The organism is Bradyrhizobium sp. (assembly GCF_047605465.1).
Taxonomy (GTDB): Bacteria; Pseudomonadota; Alphaproteobacteria; order Rhizobiales; family Xanthobacteraceae; genus Bradyrhizobium.
In genome coordinates, this window is the sequence record NZ_JASGFS010000005.1 from 111748 (window position 1) to 130125 (window position 18378).

Sequence of the window (18378 nt, forward strand, 5' to 3'; positions counted from 1 at the left end):
GATCCTTGTCTGCCGCTGCGCGATGCCGCCGCAACAAGCCGAAAACCCGCCTCTCACGAGGCCTGTTATCGCTTGCCGACAAGGACGACGCGCGAAATGCGCAATAGCATCAAACTCCCGACAGACAAACGACCTTCGGCTCAGCGCCAACGCCTCTTCGCGCGTGCTGCGGGTGCTGGCTTCGACGTGCATGCCGCCGGCGGCGCGACGGAGGTCGTTTTGTACGATGAAATCGGCCAGTGGGGCGTGAGCGCGGCCGCGTTCAAAGCCAAACTCGCCTCGATCACCGGTGACATCGTCCTCAAGATCAATAGCCCCGGAGGCGATGTCTTCGACGGAATCGCGATGCACAACGATCTCATTGCGCATCGAGGCAACGTTCGCATCGAGGTAACCGGATTGGCCGCCTCAGCGGCTTCGATTGTCGCGATGGCTGGCGACGAGATCGCGATCGCATCCAACGCCTTCGTCATGATCCACAGGGCTTGGAGTTTCACGATCGGAAACACTGAAGACCACACAGATACGGCGAGGTTACTGTCTCAGATCGATGGCGCGCTTGCCGCAACATACCAGCAGCGTACGGGCCATGATCTTCAGCAGATTACCACCTGGATGGCCGAAGAAACCTGGTTCGGAGCGAGCGAGGCGATCGATGCCGGTTTCGCCGACGAACAGATTGCAGATCGAGACGAACCAAAGGCGGCCTTTGATCTCTCCATCTATGCCCATGTACCTGATCGTCTGAAGCAAGCTCCGCGTCAGGGGCTGAACATCGGGTCAAGGACCGAGACCGAGCAATGGCTCCGTTCACACGGCATGTCCAGGAGCCAAGCGAAGGCTTTCACCCACAGCGGTTACAGCGGACTTTCAGGTGCGCCGGAGTCAACGGCCCCCTCATCCCAGGCCGCCGTCATCGAAAAATTCATCGCAACCGTCGCCAGAGCGACAGCTGACCTCAGCAAAGGAAGACGTTCATGAACTTCGTCACGCGCCAGCGTACCGCAATCGAGTTGCCGAGCCGCCGGATTCCGGCTTTCGCAATGGCCGGCGAGAACGGCGTCGAGGCCTTGATGGCCCAGTTCGGTGCGCACCACGAGGCTGTTACGCAGCGGTTCTGTACAATCGAGGCCGAACTCGAGCGCGTCACTGAGCGCATGGCGGGTCTAACCGCGCTCGGCACCGGAAGCAGACCCTCGGGCGAATCCAACCTCCGCACGGAGCTCAATGCGGTCGCGAAGTTCTTCCGGTCCAAGGGGCGCCAGCAGGACGAATTGCTGAACATCCACACCGGGGCGGTTACTGCACTCGCCAACATCCAGGGCGCGATGTCTGTCGGCTCGGATCCGGACGGCGGCTATCTGGTTCTGCCCGAAATCTCGAAGTCGATGACCAAGAAGCTCTGGGACGTCTCGGCGATGCGCCGGATCTGCCGAGTCGAGACCGTGACCGGAGGCGTTCAGTGGGAAGAGCCCATTGATCCGGACCAGGTCGGTTCGGGCTGGGTGGGTGAAACCGATCCACGTGCAGCAACAAGCACGCCAAAGATAGGGATGCTGAAAATCCCGTTGAACGAAGCGTACGCACAGCCGCCGATCACGCAGTCGCTGCTCGACTCGTCGCAATTCGACCTCGGTAACTGGCTCATCGGCAAGATCAACGACAAGTTCGGTCGTGACGAGGGCATCGCGTTCATCGGCGGCGATGGCGTTAACAAGCCCATGGGGCTGCTATCATACCCGCAGAGCACGGCAAGCGACGCCACCCGGCCATGGGGTACGCTGCAGACCGTGGCTACCGGCCAGGCTGGTGCATTTCCAACCAGCAACCCCGCTGATCCACTCAAGAACCTCCTTTGGTCGCTCAGGGCGCCATATCGCGCCGGCGCTTCGTGGCTAATGAACAGCAACACATTGTCGCTGATCGACAAGATGAAGGATGGTCAGGGCAACTACCTCCTCCGGCCGGGTCTCACCGCTGGGATGCCGGATATGCTTCTCGGCTATCCTGTCGCGGTGGATGACGTCGCGATGCCTGATCCCGCCGCGAATTCTATCTCTGTGGCGTTCGGCAATTTCCAGCTCGGTTACGTCATCGTGGATCGGCTCGGCATTAAGCTCCTGGTCGATCCGTTCACCGCAAAACCGTTGGTCCTCTACTACGCCTATCGCCGCGTCGGCGGTGGCCTAGCCAACAGCGAAGCAATTAAGCTCCTGAAGTTTGCATAACGGAAGCGAACCGTGGCAGGCGTCGCACTATCATCGCTCCGCGTCACCGTCGACGGTGATGCCGGCGGCTATTCCCGGATGGCCGCCGCGAAGGTCGACGCCGACGTTAAGATGATTGCCGGCGATCGCGCCCGAGCGGCAGCATTGGCGCAGGCCGACGCCGCTCTCGGCAAGGCAATACCGGGCGTTGCACAGTTGAGCCGCAGTCTACTCGACGGCTACGGCGCCGGCGCCACGTTCGAAGCCCAGATCCGCAAAATCGGCAATGCCGTCGACCGCGGACTCGGTCTCGATCGTGCCGAGGTCCTTCTCGACGCCACGTATCGGAAGTTCGGCCTTGTCGCCGATGCCGCGGCGCTCGCAGAACGCGGTTTCGTAAGCATCGCGCCGGCGGTCGACGCCGTAAACGCCCGGATGGCGGCCGCAGCGGAGAACGCGCAGCGCCTGCAGGGCCAGATTCGAGCTCAGAACTTCCAGCAGGGCATTAACGCGCAATTCGGCATCGGTGGACCTGATACCAGCGCGGCGCGGGGTGCCGACGTCGCAGCGTACGGCCAAGCGCTCGACGATCTCCGCGCGAAATACAACCCGCTATTCGATCTCAGCCGCAAATATGAAACCGAGCTCGAGGGCATCAACGCTGCCGCGAAGGTTGGCGCGATCAGTAGCATCGAACAAGCTACGGCCATCGACACGCTGAACCAGCGGTACACCGATATCCAGTCTGCCGCCGGCAAAACGGCCGACGCTCACGCCGCGCTATCGACGCAGGCCATGGCGGCCCAGCACGCCGTGCGCAGCATGGTGGAGCAAATCGCCATGGGCGTTCCGCCGAGCCAAGTGCTTCTGCAGCAGATCAACCATCTCTCATATGCCGCGACTGGGCCAGGCGGGCTCAAGGGCGCATTTCAGGAGGCGGCATCGTTCTTCACCGGGTTCGCCACCGTCGGCAACGCGGCGTTTCTCGGTGTAGCGGCGTCCGTCGGCGTGCTGACAGCCGCGCTGCAATCTTATCTCAACAAGCAGGATGCTGTGAAAATTGGTCTTTCCGGCGCCGGCCGTGCCAGCGGCGCTTCGGTCAGCGGAATCAATTCCATCGCTGAAAGCGGCGCATCAACATTCGGTCTATCAATTTCCGGCGCGCGAGAGCTCGCAACCGCGTTGGCGAGTACTGGCAAGATCGCAAATGACAACTTGCTGCCAATCGTCCAGATCGGAAAGGACTTCGCGACAACGTTCGGCATCTCCGACGCCGATGCTGTCCGCCAGCTTGCCGGCGCCTTTGCCGATCCCGTGCGCGGTGCCGACCAATTGAACGATCGACTCGGCTTCCTCGATGCCGGCATGCAGCGGCAGATCGCCAGCCTAACGGCTCAGAACCGCCTCTACGACGCCCAGCGGGTGCTCCTGGACGGTGTCCGAGGATCCTTGGCCAAGACGAGCGAGGTCACATCAGTGTGGTCGCAGGCGTGGACGGCAGCCAAGAACGCGGCCTCGGGATTCTACGATTACGTCGGCGAGAAGCTGGCAAATGCCGGGGGACTCAATGCCAGCCTTGAACAGCAACGCGACAACCTGAAACGGCTGATCGCGGATTATAACAACCCGTTCAGTCCCGGCAGCATCGGCGGCGGATCCGATCTCGAGACGCTGAAGCGCCAGCTCAGCGACATCAATGCACTCATCGAGAAACGAGCCCAAGCGACGCAGAATGTTGCCGCGGCGCAGGCCTCTCTACGGGTCTCGCAGACCATCATGACCCAACTGCCGGAGATTGGTGCTCGGCAGGCGCTCCAGGATGCTGCCTCGATCGGCGGCGCCGCGGCCGAGGATCCGATCCTGATGAAGGCGCTCGGCCTCACCCAGCAGCAGGTCGACCGCGCCAAGGCCATCCTGAACCAATTGCGGGATGACTTCCGGACCACCTTCCAGGAGATCAAGGCCAACTCCGCAATCTCCTACGACGCAGTCACGGCGTTCTCGCCGTCAGCGAAAGCCGCGATTGCGCAGCGCCAGGCCATCGAGCAGTACCGCACCGCCGGCGGCTTGGATCCGAGCGAGAAGGCCCGGATCGGCCAAGACGCTTACAACCTGTCAATTCATCAGACCGTCACGGCTCTCCAGGAGGCCGCTCGAGCGCGCGCACTAAGCGCGAACCAAGCTGTCCAGTCAGCTCAGCTCGAGATCGATCTCGTCGGAAAATCGATCGGCCAGCAAGCTGAAATGCGGGCCAACCTGCAGGCTAGACAGCAACTTCAGCAGCAAGCCTCCCAATATCGTACGGAATTCGATGAAGCCGAGTACGCACGGCTCCAGAAGATCAATGCCGAGCTCGGCCGGCGCACTGACCTCGCGGCACGGGCCCAGATCCGGCAGGACATCAAGTTCGGCAGCCAGACCGCGCTGCTGTCCCCCGATGACGTCCAGATCGCTCAGCAATTGAAGGGCATCTACCCGGACGTCGCGACGGCGCTCAACAGCGTCGAGGCGGCGGGGCTGCGCGCCAACGCCGCGCTTAGCCAGGCCTCATCGACGATATCGAGCAGCCTAACGACGGGCATCGCGGATGCGATCGATGGAACGAAGGCATTCGGGACCGCCATGGCCGACACCGGCAAGGCCGTGATCCGCGCCCTCGAGGAGATGATCATCAAGCTTTACATCATCGGTCCGCTGATGCGCTCGCTTCAGAGCGGCTTCAGTCTCTTCGGCGGATCGTCCCTGGGCACGACCCTTCAGTACGGCGGCCTGCCCGGCGAAGCCAGCAGCAGCCTCTTCGGGCCGTTGGCACCGAGCGCGCGCGGCAACGTGTTTGGCGGCGGCAACATCATCCCGTTCGCTCGCGGGGGTGTCGTAAGCCGGCCCTCGCTCTTCCCGATGGCAAATGGCGGCACCGGCTTGATGGGTGAGGCTGGCCCCGAGGCAGTGATGCCGCTGCGTCGGGGGGCCGACGGTCGGCTCGGCGTCAGCATGGTCGGCGGCAAAGGTGGAAGCGCGTCAGGCTTCTCCTACGGCGGCACCGCGGTCTCGTTCGGCGACATCCACATCCAGGTGCCGGATGGAACGTCGGCGACCGACGCTTCGACGATCGCGCGCACCGTTAAGGAGTCCATGACCCAGGTCGTCGACGAGCGGATCCTCTACCACACGCGCCAGCGCGGATACCTGAACAATGGAACCTGATCGCATAGCGACCATTGACGATTTCCGGGAGCAAGGCGTGCTGGACGCCAGGAAGTGCGCCGGACTCTTCGCCGAACTCTGCATCGAGGCTAGTCCGGCCAAGCGCATTGATCCGCGGATCTGGCTCGACGTGCATCATAGCGAGATCGTCCCAAAACGTCTCGACAACTTGCGGCGGCTTGGTGCCACGGAAAACGAACTGTCGGTCTATGTCGGCAGCCTGAATATCTCGCTCTCATACGAGCTCAGCCGATTTCACAACGTCGTTGGTCCAATCGCCGGCTTCAGACCGAGGTGCTCATCATGAGGCAAACCATCTATCTCCACCGAACGCCGGCGCGTTTCGGTCAGTCTTACGAACTGGACCGGCGTTCAGGCCGGCAACTGACAAGCGTTTGAAGCAAAGATGAAACTCTTCATCCTCTCGATTATCGCGCTCGCGATCGCTGCTATGCTGGTATCGATCACACCGACGTCTGCCGCGAACCCGGTCATCGTCAAGATGCAGGGGTCGGTCAACTCGACACTAACCTATACCTGCACTGCGGCGATCAGCCGAGGGACGACGAACAATTCCGGCTTAATTGGTGCTGCGCAGACCGTCGGCAGCGGTGCATCCTCGGCGTTCCCCTTCGAAGTGACCGATCTTCCGAATACCGCGAGCGCAGTGACCTATGCGGGTCAGCGGCAGTCGAACAGCGCATCGGGAAATTGCGTCTGGCCGTACACGGCCCCGACCACGGCTAAAGGTATGATGTATCTGACCGAGATCATGGGGTGACAAGCTGCGGCCCCCGCCGCCCATCGCGGAGTGCGTGGTGGCGGAGCTGCCCTAGATTTGACTGTTCAACTTCGCTCAAGGCAGCAGCTTGGCAAGGCTTCCCAGAGCAGGGTTATAGCGGTGCCCTCCGTCCTTCATTGGATCGTCGGACGTACCGATTGGGACGATGACGCGCTTGCGCACGCCGATCCCGTCATAGATCTGCACGCCGACCATCACGACTATCGGTCCCCCCTTTCGATCTCGAGGGTCAGGCGCAAAGCGCAAGACCGAAAGGGATGTGCTGCTTTCGGGCAAGATGGTTGCCGTTGTCGCCGCAGGCTGGTTGTTGAGCAAGGTTGCTGTTGGATCGTAGACCTCAAGCAGAGCGTCATTGCGCCATTTCGATTTGATTGGTCCGGGTAAGGGCGAGAATTCGTCGGAAAATATCGCGGTTGCAAGATTTCTGTCGGCCGCATCGTCAATGCTTGCAGATTGACCGCTTAGCATGGCCATCACGACGCGCTCGATAACAGCTGGCCGCTTTCCTGCGTTTGAGAACACCAAAGATATCTGGAGGGTATTTGTCCCGACGTCGGCGCGTCGCAGAACAGTTGCCAATACCGAAATGTCCACAGGTTTATAAAAGGTAGCGAAATAGATGCCGCCCGCTGCGACGATGGGCGAGACCATTGAAACAGCTAGCGCAATCGGGGCTATCTTGTTCGCGCGCGCTGCTTCTGAATTCTTCTCATCTCGCTGCCCTAGACGTCGGGCGTCAGAAACGATCAATCCGATCAAGGCGAAGAAGATAGCTCCGAGAAGCACCCAAATCATTCGCCACACTCCTCAGGGAAATACCAGTCTGCCGAGGACTGTAGGCCCCCTCCCGCCGGGCGCCGGCATCCTGTCACGGAAACCGTCGCTCTACCCCGAACTGCTCGAGTTCAAATAGCTCCTGATCCGTCGCAGCCGCCGGTGCCATGATCCGCAATTTTTCAGTCGTTGACTGCTTGATGCTCCTGACGTGCGGGATAACCGCAGACCAGGTCGGCTCGGTCCAAACCCTCTTGGCTTTTGACGCCCCCTTATCAAAGAGTTCCAGATACCACCTGCCATTTGAAGCCGATCGACCGGCATAGGTTTCCGCTCTGATGAGAGGCCACGCCTCTTCGTACGGCATGATGTGATCGTGCTTCGCGCGCCAGTGCGCGTCGATGCCGTCCCAGCCGTTACCCTGGAAAACGTGCTGACACTCGGGGCAAACCTTGCTCATGAAAAATTCCGTGTTGGCAGACTTCTCATCGTTCGGCCACCTGTCGCGCGCGGTAAGCTTTGATCATCGCCTCCGTCACGTCGGTTGGATAACAAAGCGGAGCGGCGCCACCGGGGCGGCTGTAAGCGCTTCGGCCACCGCAGGCGCGCCCGTTGCGCATGCTGTCATCCGGGCAAGCACATGGTTTCCCGCGGGCGTGGTAGGCCCGTCGGCTCTCCGCTACGATCAGTGCGGCGATCGCGGCGGCGGTTAAGACGACTGCGGCGTCCTTGGCTTTGGATTGGTTTGGCGTCGGCGATGGTGCCGGCAGCGTTGGTGCGGCTTGGCGCGGCGGCGGCTGCTGCGCCTGGGGCCTGTTGTCCATTGGCGCCGGCGCCTTCGCCACGGGCGTCCTGGAGGGCTGCGGCCGCGGTTCTGGACTAGGGAGCACTTGGAGGGAGGCTGGAAGTTGTGCGAACTTGGCAGGCGCTTGCGGCGGCGCGGCGGGCCGACTGGCGACGAACGCCAGCAGTCCAATAGCGATCGCCAAAAACGCGTACACCCGCATCTCAAGACCCCCGAACCGGAGCCTTCCGCAACTTGCGCGGGAGATCAATAGGAAGAATGACCAAGGGTCCGAAACCGTCCGACGTCCGCTTCCGCGTCGACCCCGGTGACGTTCCAGCGGAAAAGGCAGCGCGCCGGCTGCACCTCACGCTGGCCCAGTTTAACGAACTCTTGCCAAAACTTTTGGCCCGTGGCTTCCCAAAGGCAGACCCCGATACGGGGATGTTCGATCTCGAGGAAATCGACCGCTGGAGAGCGAAGCGGCATGCGCCGGTGACGGAGCAACCGCCTGCACCGCCGCCAGTAACGCCGGTACCAGGATCTTTAGGCGAGCGCTTCGCGGCCTCGATGCGCCAAAAGCGCCTAGACCGCCAGAACCGCCGTCCCAAGGACTGAGGCGGCCCACGCTAGCGCCCCCGTTGGGGGTGGATTTTTGGGCAAATCAGGTGCAGATTCGTCCGTGGGCTTGATAACCCGGACGAAAGCTATAGGCCGCATTCCCCAGCAGGAATCGCCCGTTCGCCTGGCAGCGAGGGGGCAGCGGTCGAATGACGGCAGCGCATTGGCGTGCGCTCCAACTTGGCCATTATGGCCGGGAGGGCCGCGCTATGTCCAGAGGGGCAACCCTTAAAGGCGCCGTCGCCTGTCGCTTTCGCAGGTTATCAACTCCCGGCTGCCGGCCCGATGCCGGCGAGCGGCCTTGATAAGCCGAAATGAAAGCGAACCACCATGCTTCCTCGACTCAGCTCACCGTCCGACCATGAACGGCCTGGCGAGCCCGCCAAGCCTGCGCAAACGCTATCCAGAAGGACGGTCATCATGAACACTATCGTTAGCCTTCCACTTGTTGGTATTCCGGTTGCTGCGGCGCCGGTTGACCCCGATGCCGAGTTCGTGGCGCTTGCCGAGCGCATCAAAAGCCTGCATCCGAAGATCGCGGCAGCAAGTCAGGCGCTCAAGGAAGCCGGCGAGCGGTACGAGGCACTCAAACCCGAAAAGCCGCAGACGCTGAAGTGGCGACCGTTCGATGCCGACTTCGTGCATCGGTATAGCAACACGTCTTACTGCACCGATGAGTCAATCGACGCATTGCGAGGCAAGGAATTCGCGACGTGGCAGTTCACCGGCACCGAGGCGGAGCTTGAACAGCTCAATCCGAGTTATCTGGGGCTGAGCGTTTTGCCGGTTGCTGGTCATGAGCACCTTTTCGTTTCCGAACCGGACGGACGCAAGTGCCGCCGCGCCGCCGAACTTATCGAAAGTCTCGACCGGTATCGTGCCGCCAACGCGATCGCGATCGAGCAGAGCGGCTGCACGCCTCTTGAGCATGCTCTTGAGGAGCTTCTGATCGAGCGCGACGAGATCACCGAGCAGATGCTCGAACTGAAACCGCAATCGGTCCGCGGGCTTCAGGCGCTGGCGATAGGGCTGCTCTATGCAGAATGGCAAGGCGACATCGAGAGGCGGCCTAGCGAGTCGCTTGAGGATGAATTGCTCAACATGATGATCCGCGCGCTGACCCAAGACCGGATCGCGGCCTGATGCTATCGGAGGCCCGCCGGTTCACGCTGGCGGGCCAGCTGCTCTCTTGATCGCGATCCTGGGTCGGGTAGAACGTGACGATGCGTGCGCGAGCAAGAGCCCCGGAGCTGATCGAATGCCATGACTGCGGGCAGGCGGTGTCGTTTTCTGCGGCGAGCTGCCCGAATTGTGGATCCCGCGAACCTGCCGGGCCCTATGCGCACAGCGAGCGCGAGCTCAGGCGCCTGCGGGGTGAAGCGCGCAATGATCGTACGCTGATCGTGTCGGTGGTTGGTTGCGGATTACTGGGTGCAGCCTTCGGAGGATTGACCGCGTCAGGCTCGATCATGACGATTGTCGGTGCGGCCTTTTATGGCCTGATTGGAGTTTTGCTTGGCGCCCCGGTCGGCTTCGTCATCAACATGACACGTCATCTCGGCCGCCACTGAATCTGGCTGACGGTTCCGGCTTCTGGGCAGCCCCCTCATCGATCGCCAGGCCACCAAACTGACGGCGGGTTTAAGGCCGAGATCTTGTTCGAGCGCAGAGCGACAAGATGGCTTCGCTTGTACGGGCGCCCACTGCGCTCCGAGCACTGTCGACAACGCATATATCGCTCCAGCTCGTGGATCGGTGTCGTCTTCGGCCGCCTGACAATATCGAGCGCGACCGTCTGATGCGTGTCGCATCCAAGGCAATTCACCTCGAGATAGCGATAGCCGGCGTTGAGGGCGTCGCCGAGGGCAGGGGATGGCTGAGCGGGCCCCTGGAAGGCGAGCATTCGGGCGTTCCACGCCTGGCAGGCCAAGCTGTCCGCATCCTTGCGCGCCTCCTTGGCGCGCTCCGCGAGAATGCGAACCGTTGCGCCGAACAGGTATTCGCGAGACTTAGTGCCCATTCCTCATCAATGGCGGGCATCAGTCGGACTGGCAAATACTCAACCGGTGGGGCCCTGGAACGCTCGTGAGCCACTGTGCGTCGTGGGTGTGGACAACATATGTGACCACGGTTCACACTGCCGGCCTTCCCAAAGGCACTTCTGGGTCGCTATTGTCCCGGCAAAGAGGTCGGCATGACACGCTGGGAAGCTCTGGTCAGATTCGACGATGAAATCCGCGAGGCTGCGGCCAAGCTCATACTTTACGGCCCCATTTGGGTGGACAAGATGGGGGAAGCCTTCTTCGCGTTGAACGAAGATCGCAAGTATCTTCCCAACATCGTTGCGAGCTTGATGGAAGAGGCGGCCTTCGTAGCAAGCTATGAAGCTTTGGAGGCCGAGCGAGCCGAGGCCGCGCAATGGGTGAGGGCCCTATCCCCGTTTCCCAGTGGTGAGCAGGTGAGCAAGGAGGCGCTGGCTGTTCTCATCGAGCTACGAGCGCGCGGGTTTGAAATCTCAAAAGACAACGACGGGGCCGTGTGCATCACCAAAGAGGGGCGCGGGACTTCCTTCGTGCGCTCCAACATCGAGGTAATTCGACTCGGCCAAATATTCCTTCGAGCGCCACGCCAATCATGAAACCGCGCTTAGGGCGGCAGCTCCCTGATGAACGCGCCAGCTACTGCGCCTCGTGGGTCTGGACAGGCTTGGCGCGACCGCGTTCGGTTCAGCGCAGGAATATCATTTGGCGTAATTCACGTTGTCGTCGCTGCCTGCGACTGCGGAAGCGACAATTGAATGTGGCGCCCATCGAATAGCTTCTTCACCAAGCCCGGGCCAATTGCATCTGATTGAATGCGTCCGTATGCTAGGGCCGCGGCCATGGCATACATGACTTGGTCTCGACTGTAGAATATCGGATCTTTCCCTTTAAAAGCCTTTGCAAGCTCGATGGCATCACCCACCGAATTGATCTCGATCACTTGATGCTTACCAGCATTGTTCAGCTGACTGTCGAGCGAAAGGCCCACGGTCGTCTTCATTTTTAAACCAAGTTTGGTTTTAACTCTCCAGCCGCTTATAAGTCTGAAGGTAACATCTGTGAGATTGTTGACATTGCGTGCATGTAGGGCAGCAACGATCCTATCCAGCTCTTCCGGTTTGGGAGGATCACTGACCTCCCAGACCGAAATTTCATTCTCGCTGTCGAGAATGTCTGACAAAACGTTAGCGGGAAACGTCAGATCAGCGGGCGTATCTTCTTTGATCGCGTCCCAATCGCCTCGTCGACTTTTTCGGATAAATAGCGGAGCCACAGTTAGCGCAGCATCGCCGCAGCAAGAAGCGCAGTCTCACCCGCGTCCTTCTGCTGGCTGATCTGTTCCAGAGCTTGCTTCGCCGGAAGGGCCTTCATGCGCCCTAGAGCTCGCACGGCGGCTTTGCGAACGCGGAAGTCGACGTCCTTGGCGTAGCCGTGCAAGGCCTCAGCACGCAGATACTCAGTTTCTCTGTGGCGAGAAGATCCAATTGCCAGCAGCAGAGGCTCGAAGGCTGACATGTTTTCCTTCAGCAAACCCGCTTCGAATACCGCAGTGCATGAAGCTGGCTCGCCTATTAGATCAATGATGTGCGCTATACAGTCGACGACTTCCTCGTTCTGGTCGTCATCCGACTGGTCGACGTTGTCGAGCTGACCGTGGATGAAAGAATGCACACGGTCGCACTGGCCGGAGAAGATCTGCTGATACTGCACGAAGGAGGTAGTGAACGTGTAAGATGGAGAAGAAATCGCCTGGTTGAAAACCTGATTAGTAATCACGGTCGCGGTCGAGGAGTTGATCGGCACGATCGTGACGGTGCCGTTCTCAGCCTGCGTCTGCAACCTAAAATTCGAAAGCGGATAGGTCGCCCCGGCAAGATTGTTCATTACGCTTCTCCGGCTCCTGCAAGATTCACGGCATTTTGCCGCAACTCGCGGACAATCTCTGATAGGTTGTTCAAAGGGACTATATTTGCAGCATCTGTATTTACATCAATTTGAATTTGAGCTGCCGAAGCAGGGGGGGTCGGCAGCGTAGGAATAAGACCTCCAAAAGCATTCAGGCGAACGGCCGTGACTTGAAGAGCTTCCCACTTTGCAATTCGGTTAATCAGGAGGCCGTTGCTATCACGAACGGGCCGATTGATTTGAAACACCAATTCAGAGTCGTTGTTGGGGTCTATTGGTACCTTAGGTAGTAGCTTGTGCAAAGCGCGGATCGATTCCTGAGGGGTCGACGTTGGTCGAATAAGAATGATCGCGTATGCGACGCGCATTGCATTGGAGAATAGACCAAGGGCCTTCTCTGTCAGGCCGTCGAACGTCTCCAAGCTTTCCCGGAATGGACCCATCGAAAAGAAGGGCTTGTAACCGGGCATGAGTGGGTTGACCGTATTTTGGGACGGTTTGTCCCCCAACAGAATGTCGACGCGATTTTGCTGCTGCACCACGTTAAGATGAACATCACCAATGTCAGCGGCCTCTTGGTGGAGCTGCGACATTTGTTGGATCGAAGTTGAAGTCGGGTCTGTGCCGGCGATGTCCTTGAAGATCGCGCGCTGATTCCATCCAGGAACGCCCAGAAAAGAAAGCCGAAAGCTTTCTGCTAGCCAGCCATCAAGCGGATCCTGCGACATAACTCCCTCAGTCGGTAAGTTCGGCGAATTGTGGGACTTATGCATCATTTTCTAAAGGAACCTGCCTACGACACCGTGACAATAAATGCAGAAATCAGTCAAGCTGGGAGATGTTTCCGATCGGACGGAATGCAATCCCTCTCGTATGTGATCGTGGCGCGGCAGCGCGGCTCCAATTGAACAGCCCGTCGCGCTCGCGCGGGTGGTCGTCGCTTTGTCACATCCCGCCACAGGTCAACGCGTTGCCGATAGCGATATCGCCTCCAGATCCGGCAGGGCTGAGCGAGGTCGCCGCACACAATCCAACCACCAGCAGCGCAAACGCCAGCGCCGTCCACACGCATTTATTGGCCACGTATTGGACACGGCGGCGGGGCAGGGCTGTAAGTTATTGATAATGCTGGCGCTCCCTAGCGGAATCGAACCGCTCTCTCCACCGTGAAAGGGTGGCGTCCTAACCGATAGACGAAGGGAGCAAACGCGAGGCCCCGCCGCTTCTGGCGACAAGGCCGTCGGCCGTACGAGTCGTGCCCGACGGCTGCGGCGGGCGAACGTATAGTGGCCTTTGCGCCCGTGGGCAAGCCGTTCGGGAACGGTCTTTTCGACCGGTGGATAGGCGCCATTCCGGCGGCCATCGGCCGGCGATTTCAACCCTTTCTTAGGGTTCCCTGAGATAGCGCTGGAACTGGAGATCGTCACCATGCCACAGCCGAAGAAGCGTGCGGCCCGTAAACTGCTGTCGAAGCACGCCTGGATCACGCTCGAGGGCGGATTCGCGGCGCGGCACTGTCTCGTCCAGGATATCTCGGACTCCGGCGCGAAGATCACGCTCGACGAGGACGCGAGCCAGCTTCCGGGCGTGATCCGGGTCGCCTTCTCGCGCGATGCGCGCACCGGGCGAAGCTGCCAGGTGGTCTGGCGCCGAGGCAAATCCGCCGGCATCAGGTTCCTCTGACCTCAGCCGGCGCCGGACGGATGGCGCACGAGGCCCGTCCGGGCTACAAGGTGCGCATGCGCACGCTCCTCGTCATCGCCATCTGCTTCGCAGCGACAACCGTGGCGGCGGCCGAGGGCTTGCGCCTTCCGGCCCCCGAGCAGCCGCAGGCGGGCAAGACCTTGCCGCTGAAGGGCACCGCAGGCGCCGCGAAGGCCAATTCCTGCGCCTCCTACGGCCGCGGCTTCTACATGGTCGAGAGCACCGGCACCTGTGTGAAGGTCGGCGGCTCGATCAGCGTCGACACCACCATTCGCCGCTGAGGCCGCATGCCGCCGGACCTGCTGCGGCCCGACATCGTCGTCCCCGTGCTGATGTATTGCGCGCTGCTGTGGTGGGTCGGCCGCAGCCTGAGCTGGACTGCGCGCCTGGCCACCGCAGCCGTGACGTTCGCGCTCATCATTTGCGTCGTGCTGGTCGAACGCGGCTGGCGCTAGGGGAAGGCGCTCTTCGCGCGCTCAGGCAAAAACCGCGAAAACAACCCCATGCACAGTAGCCGTCAAGCGGGCCCGCAAGACGCGATGCTCGCGCGGAAACGACGATTCATCGCGATGCCGCCGCGCGTTAGGCGACACCAGCGGCTCACGACATCGGCGGGGCGACGTGCTGGGCGAATCCGGGCCGTCGGCCGAGTTCAGCGAGCCAGCGCGCCAGGTGCGGCTGCGCGGGCCGGGTGATGCCCTCGACACCGAGCCAGCGCCGCGCATAGGCACCGATCGCGATGTCGGCGAGGGTGAATTGATCGCCTTCCATGAACCGGCGCGAAGAGAGCAGGCGGTCGGCGATTGCCCAGACCTCGGCGGCCGCATCGGCCTCCTTCTGGATCTTGACCATGTCGCGCTCGGCCGGCGGCGTGCGGACGATGCCCCAGAACACCGGGCGATCGACCGGCTGCACCATCGACAGCGTCCAGTCGAGCCAACGGTCGACGCCGACGCGGCTCTTCGGCGCCTCCGGATAGATCGGCGAGCCGCGCCCGTGCGCGAGGCAGAGATAGCGCATGATCGAATTGGATTCCCACAGCACGAAATCGCCATCGACCAGAGTCGGGATGCGCGCGTTGGGGTTCATCGCGAGATAGTCGGCCTCGCGGGTCTTGCCGTACTGCATGCCCGCGTCGATGCGCTCGTGAGGCAGGGCGAGTTCGGTGAGGCACCACAGGACCTTCTGCACATTGACCGAGTTGGCGCGGCCCCAGATGGTCAGTCGCGGCGTTGTGTCCGGCATGTTGCTCCTCCCGCAGCGTACGGCTTTGCGCGGGTGATAGCGGAATTACGCGTGCCGGGCGAGGGCGATTGCAGGAAGCCCCTCATGCAAAAGCTCCGCCGGAGGCGGAGCTTTCACTGCAGCAATAACCGGATCCTCAGTGGCCGAAAAACAGCCATAGCAGAATGATCACCGGAATCGGCACGCCGAGCAGCCACAGCAATATTCCTCGTCCCATTGCGTCCTCCTCCAATCGCATCGTCAGAGAGAGAACGCCGTGACAGAGGGCTTGTTCCTGCGGCCGTGGCCTCACCAATGGCCGGTATTGGGCATGGAAAGCCAGGGCTCCTGCGGTGCCTTCGGATCGCCCTTCTGCAACAGCTCGATCGAGTGCAGGTCCGGCGAGCGGACGAAGGCCATGTTGCCGTCGCGCGGCGGCCGGTTGATGGTGACGCCGGCCTTCATCAGCTTCTCGCAGGTCGCGTAGATGTCGTCGACCTCATAGGCGAGATGGCCGAAGAAGCGGTCCTCGCCATACTTCTCCTCGTCCCAATTCCAGGTGAGTTCGACGAGCGGTGCGCCGCGCGTCTGCGGCTGCTTCTTCAGAGCATCGAGATCATCGGCCGAGCACAGGAAAACGAGCGTGAAGCGTCCCTTGTCGTTCTCGATCCGCCGCACTTCCTTCAGCCCCAGCGCATCCTGGTAGAACTTCAGCGCGACGTCGAGATTGCGCACGCGCAGCATGGTGTGGAGGTATCTCATTTTGCAGAACTCCTTGAGAGCGTTTCTGGTTTTCACGTGCGCGGAAGGCACTGGGGCGCGCCAAATTTAGCAGCATAATGCGTTGAGTGACACCCGATGCGTGCAGGCTCACTCTTCTTTGTTCTCGGCTTGGGTAACATGGAATTTGCCCATGATTCCGGTCTCATCGCCGCCCCGTGCCTTCAGGCCTATGCGTTTTGTGTACACGCGATGAAGGAAGGCGATCCCCGCAATGGCCCGAGTTTCTCAAACGCCCGCAAGATCGAAGCCGGGATTTTGGTCCCGGCTTGAGTTCTCAATTTCCCTTGTAGCCGGATTGGCGGCGGCACTGGTCGCGTATTGCCAGCGCCTGCGCGCGGGGGACGCTGCCGAGATAGACTGAACCATCCGGCTTGCGAACTGCGCCGTGGGCCACCATGCAGTCGCGGGTGGCTTGAAGTGCGTCCTTCGCCTGCGCTGCTGTCGCGGCCGCAATCGACATCGCCAACATCATCAAAAGTGTCTTCAAAGAAAACCTCCCATGCCAAAATTGCCGGCGGAGGATAGCCGGATCGGATAACACTAGAAATAGTTGTTTTGCGACGACGCAACTATTTGGATGGTGGCGACATCGTCAGCGCTTTCTGCCGTTTCTTCCCGATCACATGTGATTGCCTGCATCATGCCCGGCACGTTGCGGGGCGAGTGCGGCATGGACCCGGACATGTCGAAGCAAACCTGGTCGTTGCGCCGATCACCCGCTGATGTATCCTTGAACCGAGCCGCCAACGAGACGTGCCGAAGCCTCGTCAATGACTGGCGGCGTTGATGCCTACGGCGGGCTGTGCACTCCATCATTTTTCAGGTCCCACCGTCGTGACGATCATTTCGTCACGGCGAGCGTGTTCACGACTTCAGAAGGGAGTTCGCCATGCATTTCTGTCTCACAGGGCAATACACGCCACGCGCTCTCACCGCCATTCTGGAAAATCCCACGACCAATCGCCAGGAAGCGGCAACGAAGCTCATCGAGGCGGCCGGTGGAAAGCCGGTCTCGATGTACAGCGTCGCCGCCGACGGCCCCGGTGTTCTCGTGATCTTCGACGTTCCCGATCCGAGCGCGGCGCCGGCCATTTCAGGCCTCACCGTCACGGCGGGAACGCTGCAGAACGTGAAGCTGACGCGCCTGTTCACGCAGGACGAGATCAAGCAGGTGCGGCAGAACGCGGCCAGGCTGCGCTCGTCCTACAATTCGCCGGGCAACTGATCCGCGAAGCGCAGGGGGCAACATGCGAGGCCGCCGCTCATCGCATGTGGTGGCGGTCTCGCGCGCTCGCTCGGGATCGTGCGCTAGATGCTGGTGCTCCACGGCACCAGAATTTCACGATAGCCGTTGGTGGCCCGCTCGATGTGGGCCAGCGCGGGGAAGGGATAGTGGAAGCCCTGAACCGGCAGCTTGTCCGCTACCAGCATGTCGTAGATCCTGCGGCGGGTGGCTTCGGCCATCACCGGGTCCTGATCGATCGCGGCGTGCCAACCCGGATTTTCGACGAACAACACGGGGATATGGGCGACGTCGCCCTGGACGAACACGCTTCTGGCGCCCGACGACAGGACGAAGGAGGTATGCCCGACGGAATGCCCCGGCGTCGCAACGGCGGTGAGGCCGGGCGCGACCTCCTTGCCCGCCTCGAACGGTGTCACCCGTCCGCCGAGCGCGCCGATGATCCGCCGCGTGTTCCTGAAGAGCCCTTCAATGCGCCCCTTCGGAGCCCGGCTCATTTCGCCGTCGTCCATCCAGTATGTCAGTTCGGCGGCCGGCACCAATATCTCGGCGTTCGGAAACGCCGGCTTGTCGTCAGCCGTGAGCAGACCGTCCACGTGGTCGACGTGGAAATGCGATATCACGACGGCATCGATGTCCTTGCGATCGAGACCCGCCGCCGTCAGGTTGGCCGTGAACTGGCCCGCGCTGCCCTTGGTGCGCTCGACCGCGGCATCCCCGAGCCCGGTATCGATCAGGATCAGCTTCGATCCGGTGTTGACGACGATCGGCGTGAACGGAACGGTGAGGCCGTCCGTGCTGCGAAACGCCGAGGTCAGCGCAGCCTTGACCTGATCGGGACTTGCGTTGGTGACGAAGCCTTCGATCGGAAACTGGACCGCGCCATCGGAGATGACGCTGACTTCGAAATCCCCGACCTTGTAGCGATAGAAACCCGGGGCCTGCTTGCCCGCCAGCGGGGCTGCGGCGCGGGAGGGCGCGACACATGGCAGACCCGATGCTGCGGCCAGTGCCGCACCGCCGGCCAGCATTTCACGACGAGATACGAAGGTCATGACGTCTCCCTGCATTCACGGGGCTGCGCA

The 18378-nt window shown here is 61.2% G+C and carries 24 protein-coding genes and 1 tRNA gene; 14 read left to right on the forward strand and 11 right to left on the reverse strand.

The window, feature by feature from the left end:
* Positions 1-96: 96 nt before the first annotated feature.
* From QM712_RS07370 to QM712_RS07390, 5 genes are all read left to right on the forward strand, one after another.
* Positions 97-981: a head maturation protease, ClpP-related gene (locus tag QM712_RS07370; protein WP_415022413.1), complete on the forward strand. Its 885-nt coding sequence runs from the start codon at positions 97-99 to the stop codon at positions 979-981.
* The gene (locus tag QM712_RS07375; protein WP_415022414.1) at positions 978-2228 is read left to right on the forward strand and encodes a phage major capsid protein; all 1251 of its coding nucleotides are present in this window, start codon (positions 978-980) and stop codon (positions 2226-2228) included. Before QM712_RS07370 ends, QM712_RS07375 begins: the two co-directional genes overlap by 4 nt.
* A gap of 12 nt (positions 2229-2240) precedes the next feature.
* On the forward strand, positions 2241-5411 hold the full coding sequence (locus QM712_RS07380; RefSeq protein WP_415022415.1) for a phage tail length tape measure family protein: 3171 nt from the start codon (positions 2241-2243) through the stop codon (positions 5409-5411).
* Positions 5401-5718, forward strand: a complete 318-nt coding sequence (locus QM712_RS07385) for a hypothetical protein (protein ID WP_415022416.1) — start codon at positions 5401-5403, stop codon at positions 5716-5718. The genes QM712_RS07380 and QM712_RS07385 overlap by 11 nt, the downstream gene beginning before the upstream one ends.
* A gap of 99 nt (positions 5719-5817) precedes the next feature.
* Complete coding sequence (locus tag QM712_RS07390) at positions 5818-6192, forward strand: hypothetical protein (RefSeq protein ID WP_415022417.1); 375 nt, start codon at positions 5818-5820, stop codon at positions 6190-6192.
* Between the two features lie 75 nt (positions 6193-6267).
* Here the strand turns inward: QM712_RS07390 and QM712_RS07395 are convergent, their stop codons facing one another.
* Both QM712_RS07395 and QM712_RS07400 read right to left on the reverse strand, forming a co-directional pair.
* Positions 6268-7008, reverse strand: a complete 741-nt coding sequence (locus tag QM712_RS07395; RefSeq protein WP_415022418.1) for a hypothetical protein — start codon at positions 7006-7008, stop codon at positions 6268-6270.
* 73 nt (positions 7009-7081) lie between these two features.
* The gene (locus tag QM712_RS07400; RefSeq protein ID WP_415022419.1) at positions 7082-7447 is read right to left on the reverse strand and encodes a hypothetical protein; all 366 of its coding nucleotides are present in this window, start codon (positions 7445-7447) and stop codon (positions 7082-7084) included.
* Positions 7448-8050: 603 nt separating this feature from the next.
* On the opposite strand from QM712_RS07400, the gene QM712_RS07405 reads away from it, so the two are divergent.
* The 3 genes from QM712_RS07405 (at position 8051) to QM712_RS07415 (ending at position 9963) form a co-directional block, all read left to right on the forward strand.
* Positions 8051-8389, forward strand: coding sequence for a hypothetical protein (locus QM712_RS07405; protein WP_415022420.1), 339 nt, complete (start codon positions 8051-8053; stop codon positions 8387-8389).
* Between the two features lie 423 nt (positions 8390-8812).
* The gene (locus QM712_RS07410; protein WP_415022421.1) at positions 8813-9535 is read left to right on the forward strand and encodes a hypothetical protein; all 723 of its coding nucleotides are present in this window, start codon (positions 8813-8815) and stop codon (positions 9533-9535) included.
* Positions 9536-9615: 80 nt separating this feature from the next.
* On the forward strand, positions 9616-9963 hold the full coding sequence (locus QM712_RS07415; protein ID WP_415022566.1) for a hypothetical protein: 348 nt from the start codon (positions 9616-9618) through the stop codon (positions 9961-9963).
* A 35-nt stretch (positions 9964-9998) separates the two neighbouring features.
* Here QM712_RS07415 and QM712_RS07420 read toward each other — a convergent pair whose 3' ends face one another.
* Entirely contained in the window at positions 9999-10412 is a 414-nt protein-coding gene (locus QM712_RS07420; RefSeq protein ID WP_415022422.1) for a hypothetical protein, read from the reverse strand.
* 174 nt (positions 10413-10586) lie between these two features.
* On the opposite strand from QM712_RS07420, the gene QM712_RS07425 reads away from it, so the two are divergent.
* Complete coding sequence (locus QM712_RS07425; RefSeq protein WP_415022423.1) at positions 10587-11030, forward strand: hypothetical protein; 444 nt, start codon at positions 10587-10589, stop codon at positions 11028-11030.
* Between the two features lie 116 nt (positions 11031-11146).
* On the opposite strand, the gene QM712_RS07430 is transcribed toward QM712_RS07425, so the two are convergent.
* The 4 genes from QM712_RS07430 to QM712_RS07445 form a co-directional block, all read right to left on the reverse strand.
* Positions 11147-11707, reverse strand: coding sequence for a hypothetical protein (locus QM712_RS07430; RefSeq protein ID WP_415022424.1), 561 nt, complete (start codon positions 11705-11707; stop codon positions 11147-11149).
* 2 nt (positions 11708-11709) lie between these two features.
* Positions 11710-12318, reverse strand: a complete 609-nt coding sequence (locus QM712_RS07435) for a HEAT repeat domain-containing protein (protein ID WP_415022425.1) — start codon at positions 12316-12318, stop codon at positions 11710-11712.
* A complete protein-coding gene (locus QM712_RS07440; RefSeq protein WP_415022426.1) occupies positions 12318-13067 on the reverse strand; it encodes a hypothetical protein in 750 nt (249 codons plus the stop codon). The genes QM712_RS07435 and QM712_RS07440 overlap by 1 nt, the downstream gene beginning before the upstream one ends.
* Positions 13068-13468: 401 nt before the next feature.
* Positions 13469-13543 (reverse strand) — tRNA-Glu (locus tag QM712_RS07445).
* A 224-nt stretch (positions 13544-13767) separates the two neighbouring features.
* Here QM712_RS07445 and QM712_RS07450 point away from each other — a divergent pair.
* The 3 genes from QM712_RS07450 to QM712_RS07460 are packed head-to-tail and all read left to right on the forward strand — an operon-like array spanning position 13768 to position 14498.
* Positions 13768-14022, forward strand: a complete 255-nt coding sequence (locus QM712_RS07450; RefSeq protein WP_415022427.1) for a PilZ domain-containing protein — start codon at positions 13768-13770, stop codon at positions 14020-14022.
* Between the two features lie 56 nt (positions 14023-14078).
* Positions 14079-14324 carry a hypothetical protein gene (locus tag QM712_RS07455; protein ID WP_415022567.1) on the forward strand — a complete coding sequence of 82 codons (246 nt, stop codon included), beginning with the start codon at positions 14079-14081 and terminating at the stop codon, positions 14322-14324.
* A 6-nt stretch (positions 14325-14330) separates the two neighbouring features.
* Positions 14331-14498 carry a hypothetical protein gene (locus QM712_RS07460; protein WP_415022428.1) on the forward strand — a complete coding sequence of 56 codons (168 nt, stop codon included), beginning with the start codon at positions 14331-14333 and terminating at the stop codon, positions 14496-14498.
* A 145-nt stretch (positions 14499-14643) separates the two neighbouring features.
* On the opposite strand, the gene QM712_RS07465 is transcribed toward QM712_RS07460, so the two are convergent.
* Positions 14644-15288, reverse strand: a complete 645-nt coding sequence (locus QM712_RS07465) for a glutathione S-transferase family protein (RefSeq protein ID WP_415022429.1) — start codon at positions 15286-15288, stop codon at positions 14644-14646.
* Positions 15289-15576: 288 nt separating this feature from the next.
* Positions 15577-16029: a VOC family protein gene (locus tag QM712_RS07470; RefSeq protein WP_415022430.1), complete on the reverse strand. Its 453-nt coding sequence runs from the start codon at positions 16027-16029 to the stop codon at positions 15577-15579.
* Positions 16030-16125: 96 nt separating this feature from the next.
* Here QM712_RS07470 and QM712_RS07475 point away from each other — a divergent pair, with 96 nt between their 5' ends.
* Entirely contained in the window at positions 16126-16320 is a 195-nt protein-coding gene (locus tag QM712_RS07475) for a hypothetical protein (protein WP_415022431.1), read from the forward strand.
* A 4-nt stretch (positions 16321-16324) separates the two neighbouring features.
* On the opposite strand, the gene QM712_RS07480 is transcribed toward QM712_RS07475, so the two are convergent.
* Entirely contained in the window at positions 16325-16537 is a 213-nt protein-coding gene (locus QM712_RS07480; RefSeq protein ID WP_415022432.1) for a hypothetical protein, read from the reverse strand.
* A gap of 402 nt (positions 16538-16939) precedes the next feature.
* On the opposite strand from QM712_RS07480, the gene QM712_RS07485 reads away from it, so the two are divergent.
* Positions 16940-17275 (forward strand): GYD domain-containing protein, encoded by a 336-nt coding sequence (locus QM712_RS07485; protein WP_415022433.1) that lies wholly within the window; start codon positions 16940-16942, stop codon positions 17273-17275.
* Positions 17276-17358: 83 nt separating this feature from the next.
* Here QM712_RS07485 and QM712_RS07490 read toward each other — a convergent pair whose 3' ends face one another.
* Entirely contained in the window at positions 17359-18348 is a 990-nt protein-coding gene (locus tag QM712_RS07490; protein WP_415022434.1) for an MBL fold metallo-hydrolase, read from the reverse strand.
* Positions 18349-18378 lie beyond the last annotated feature (30 nt).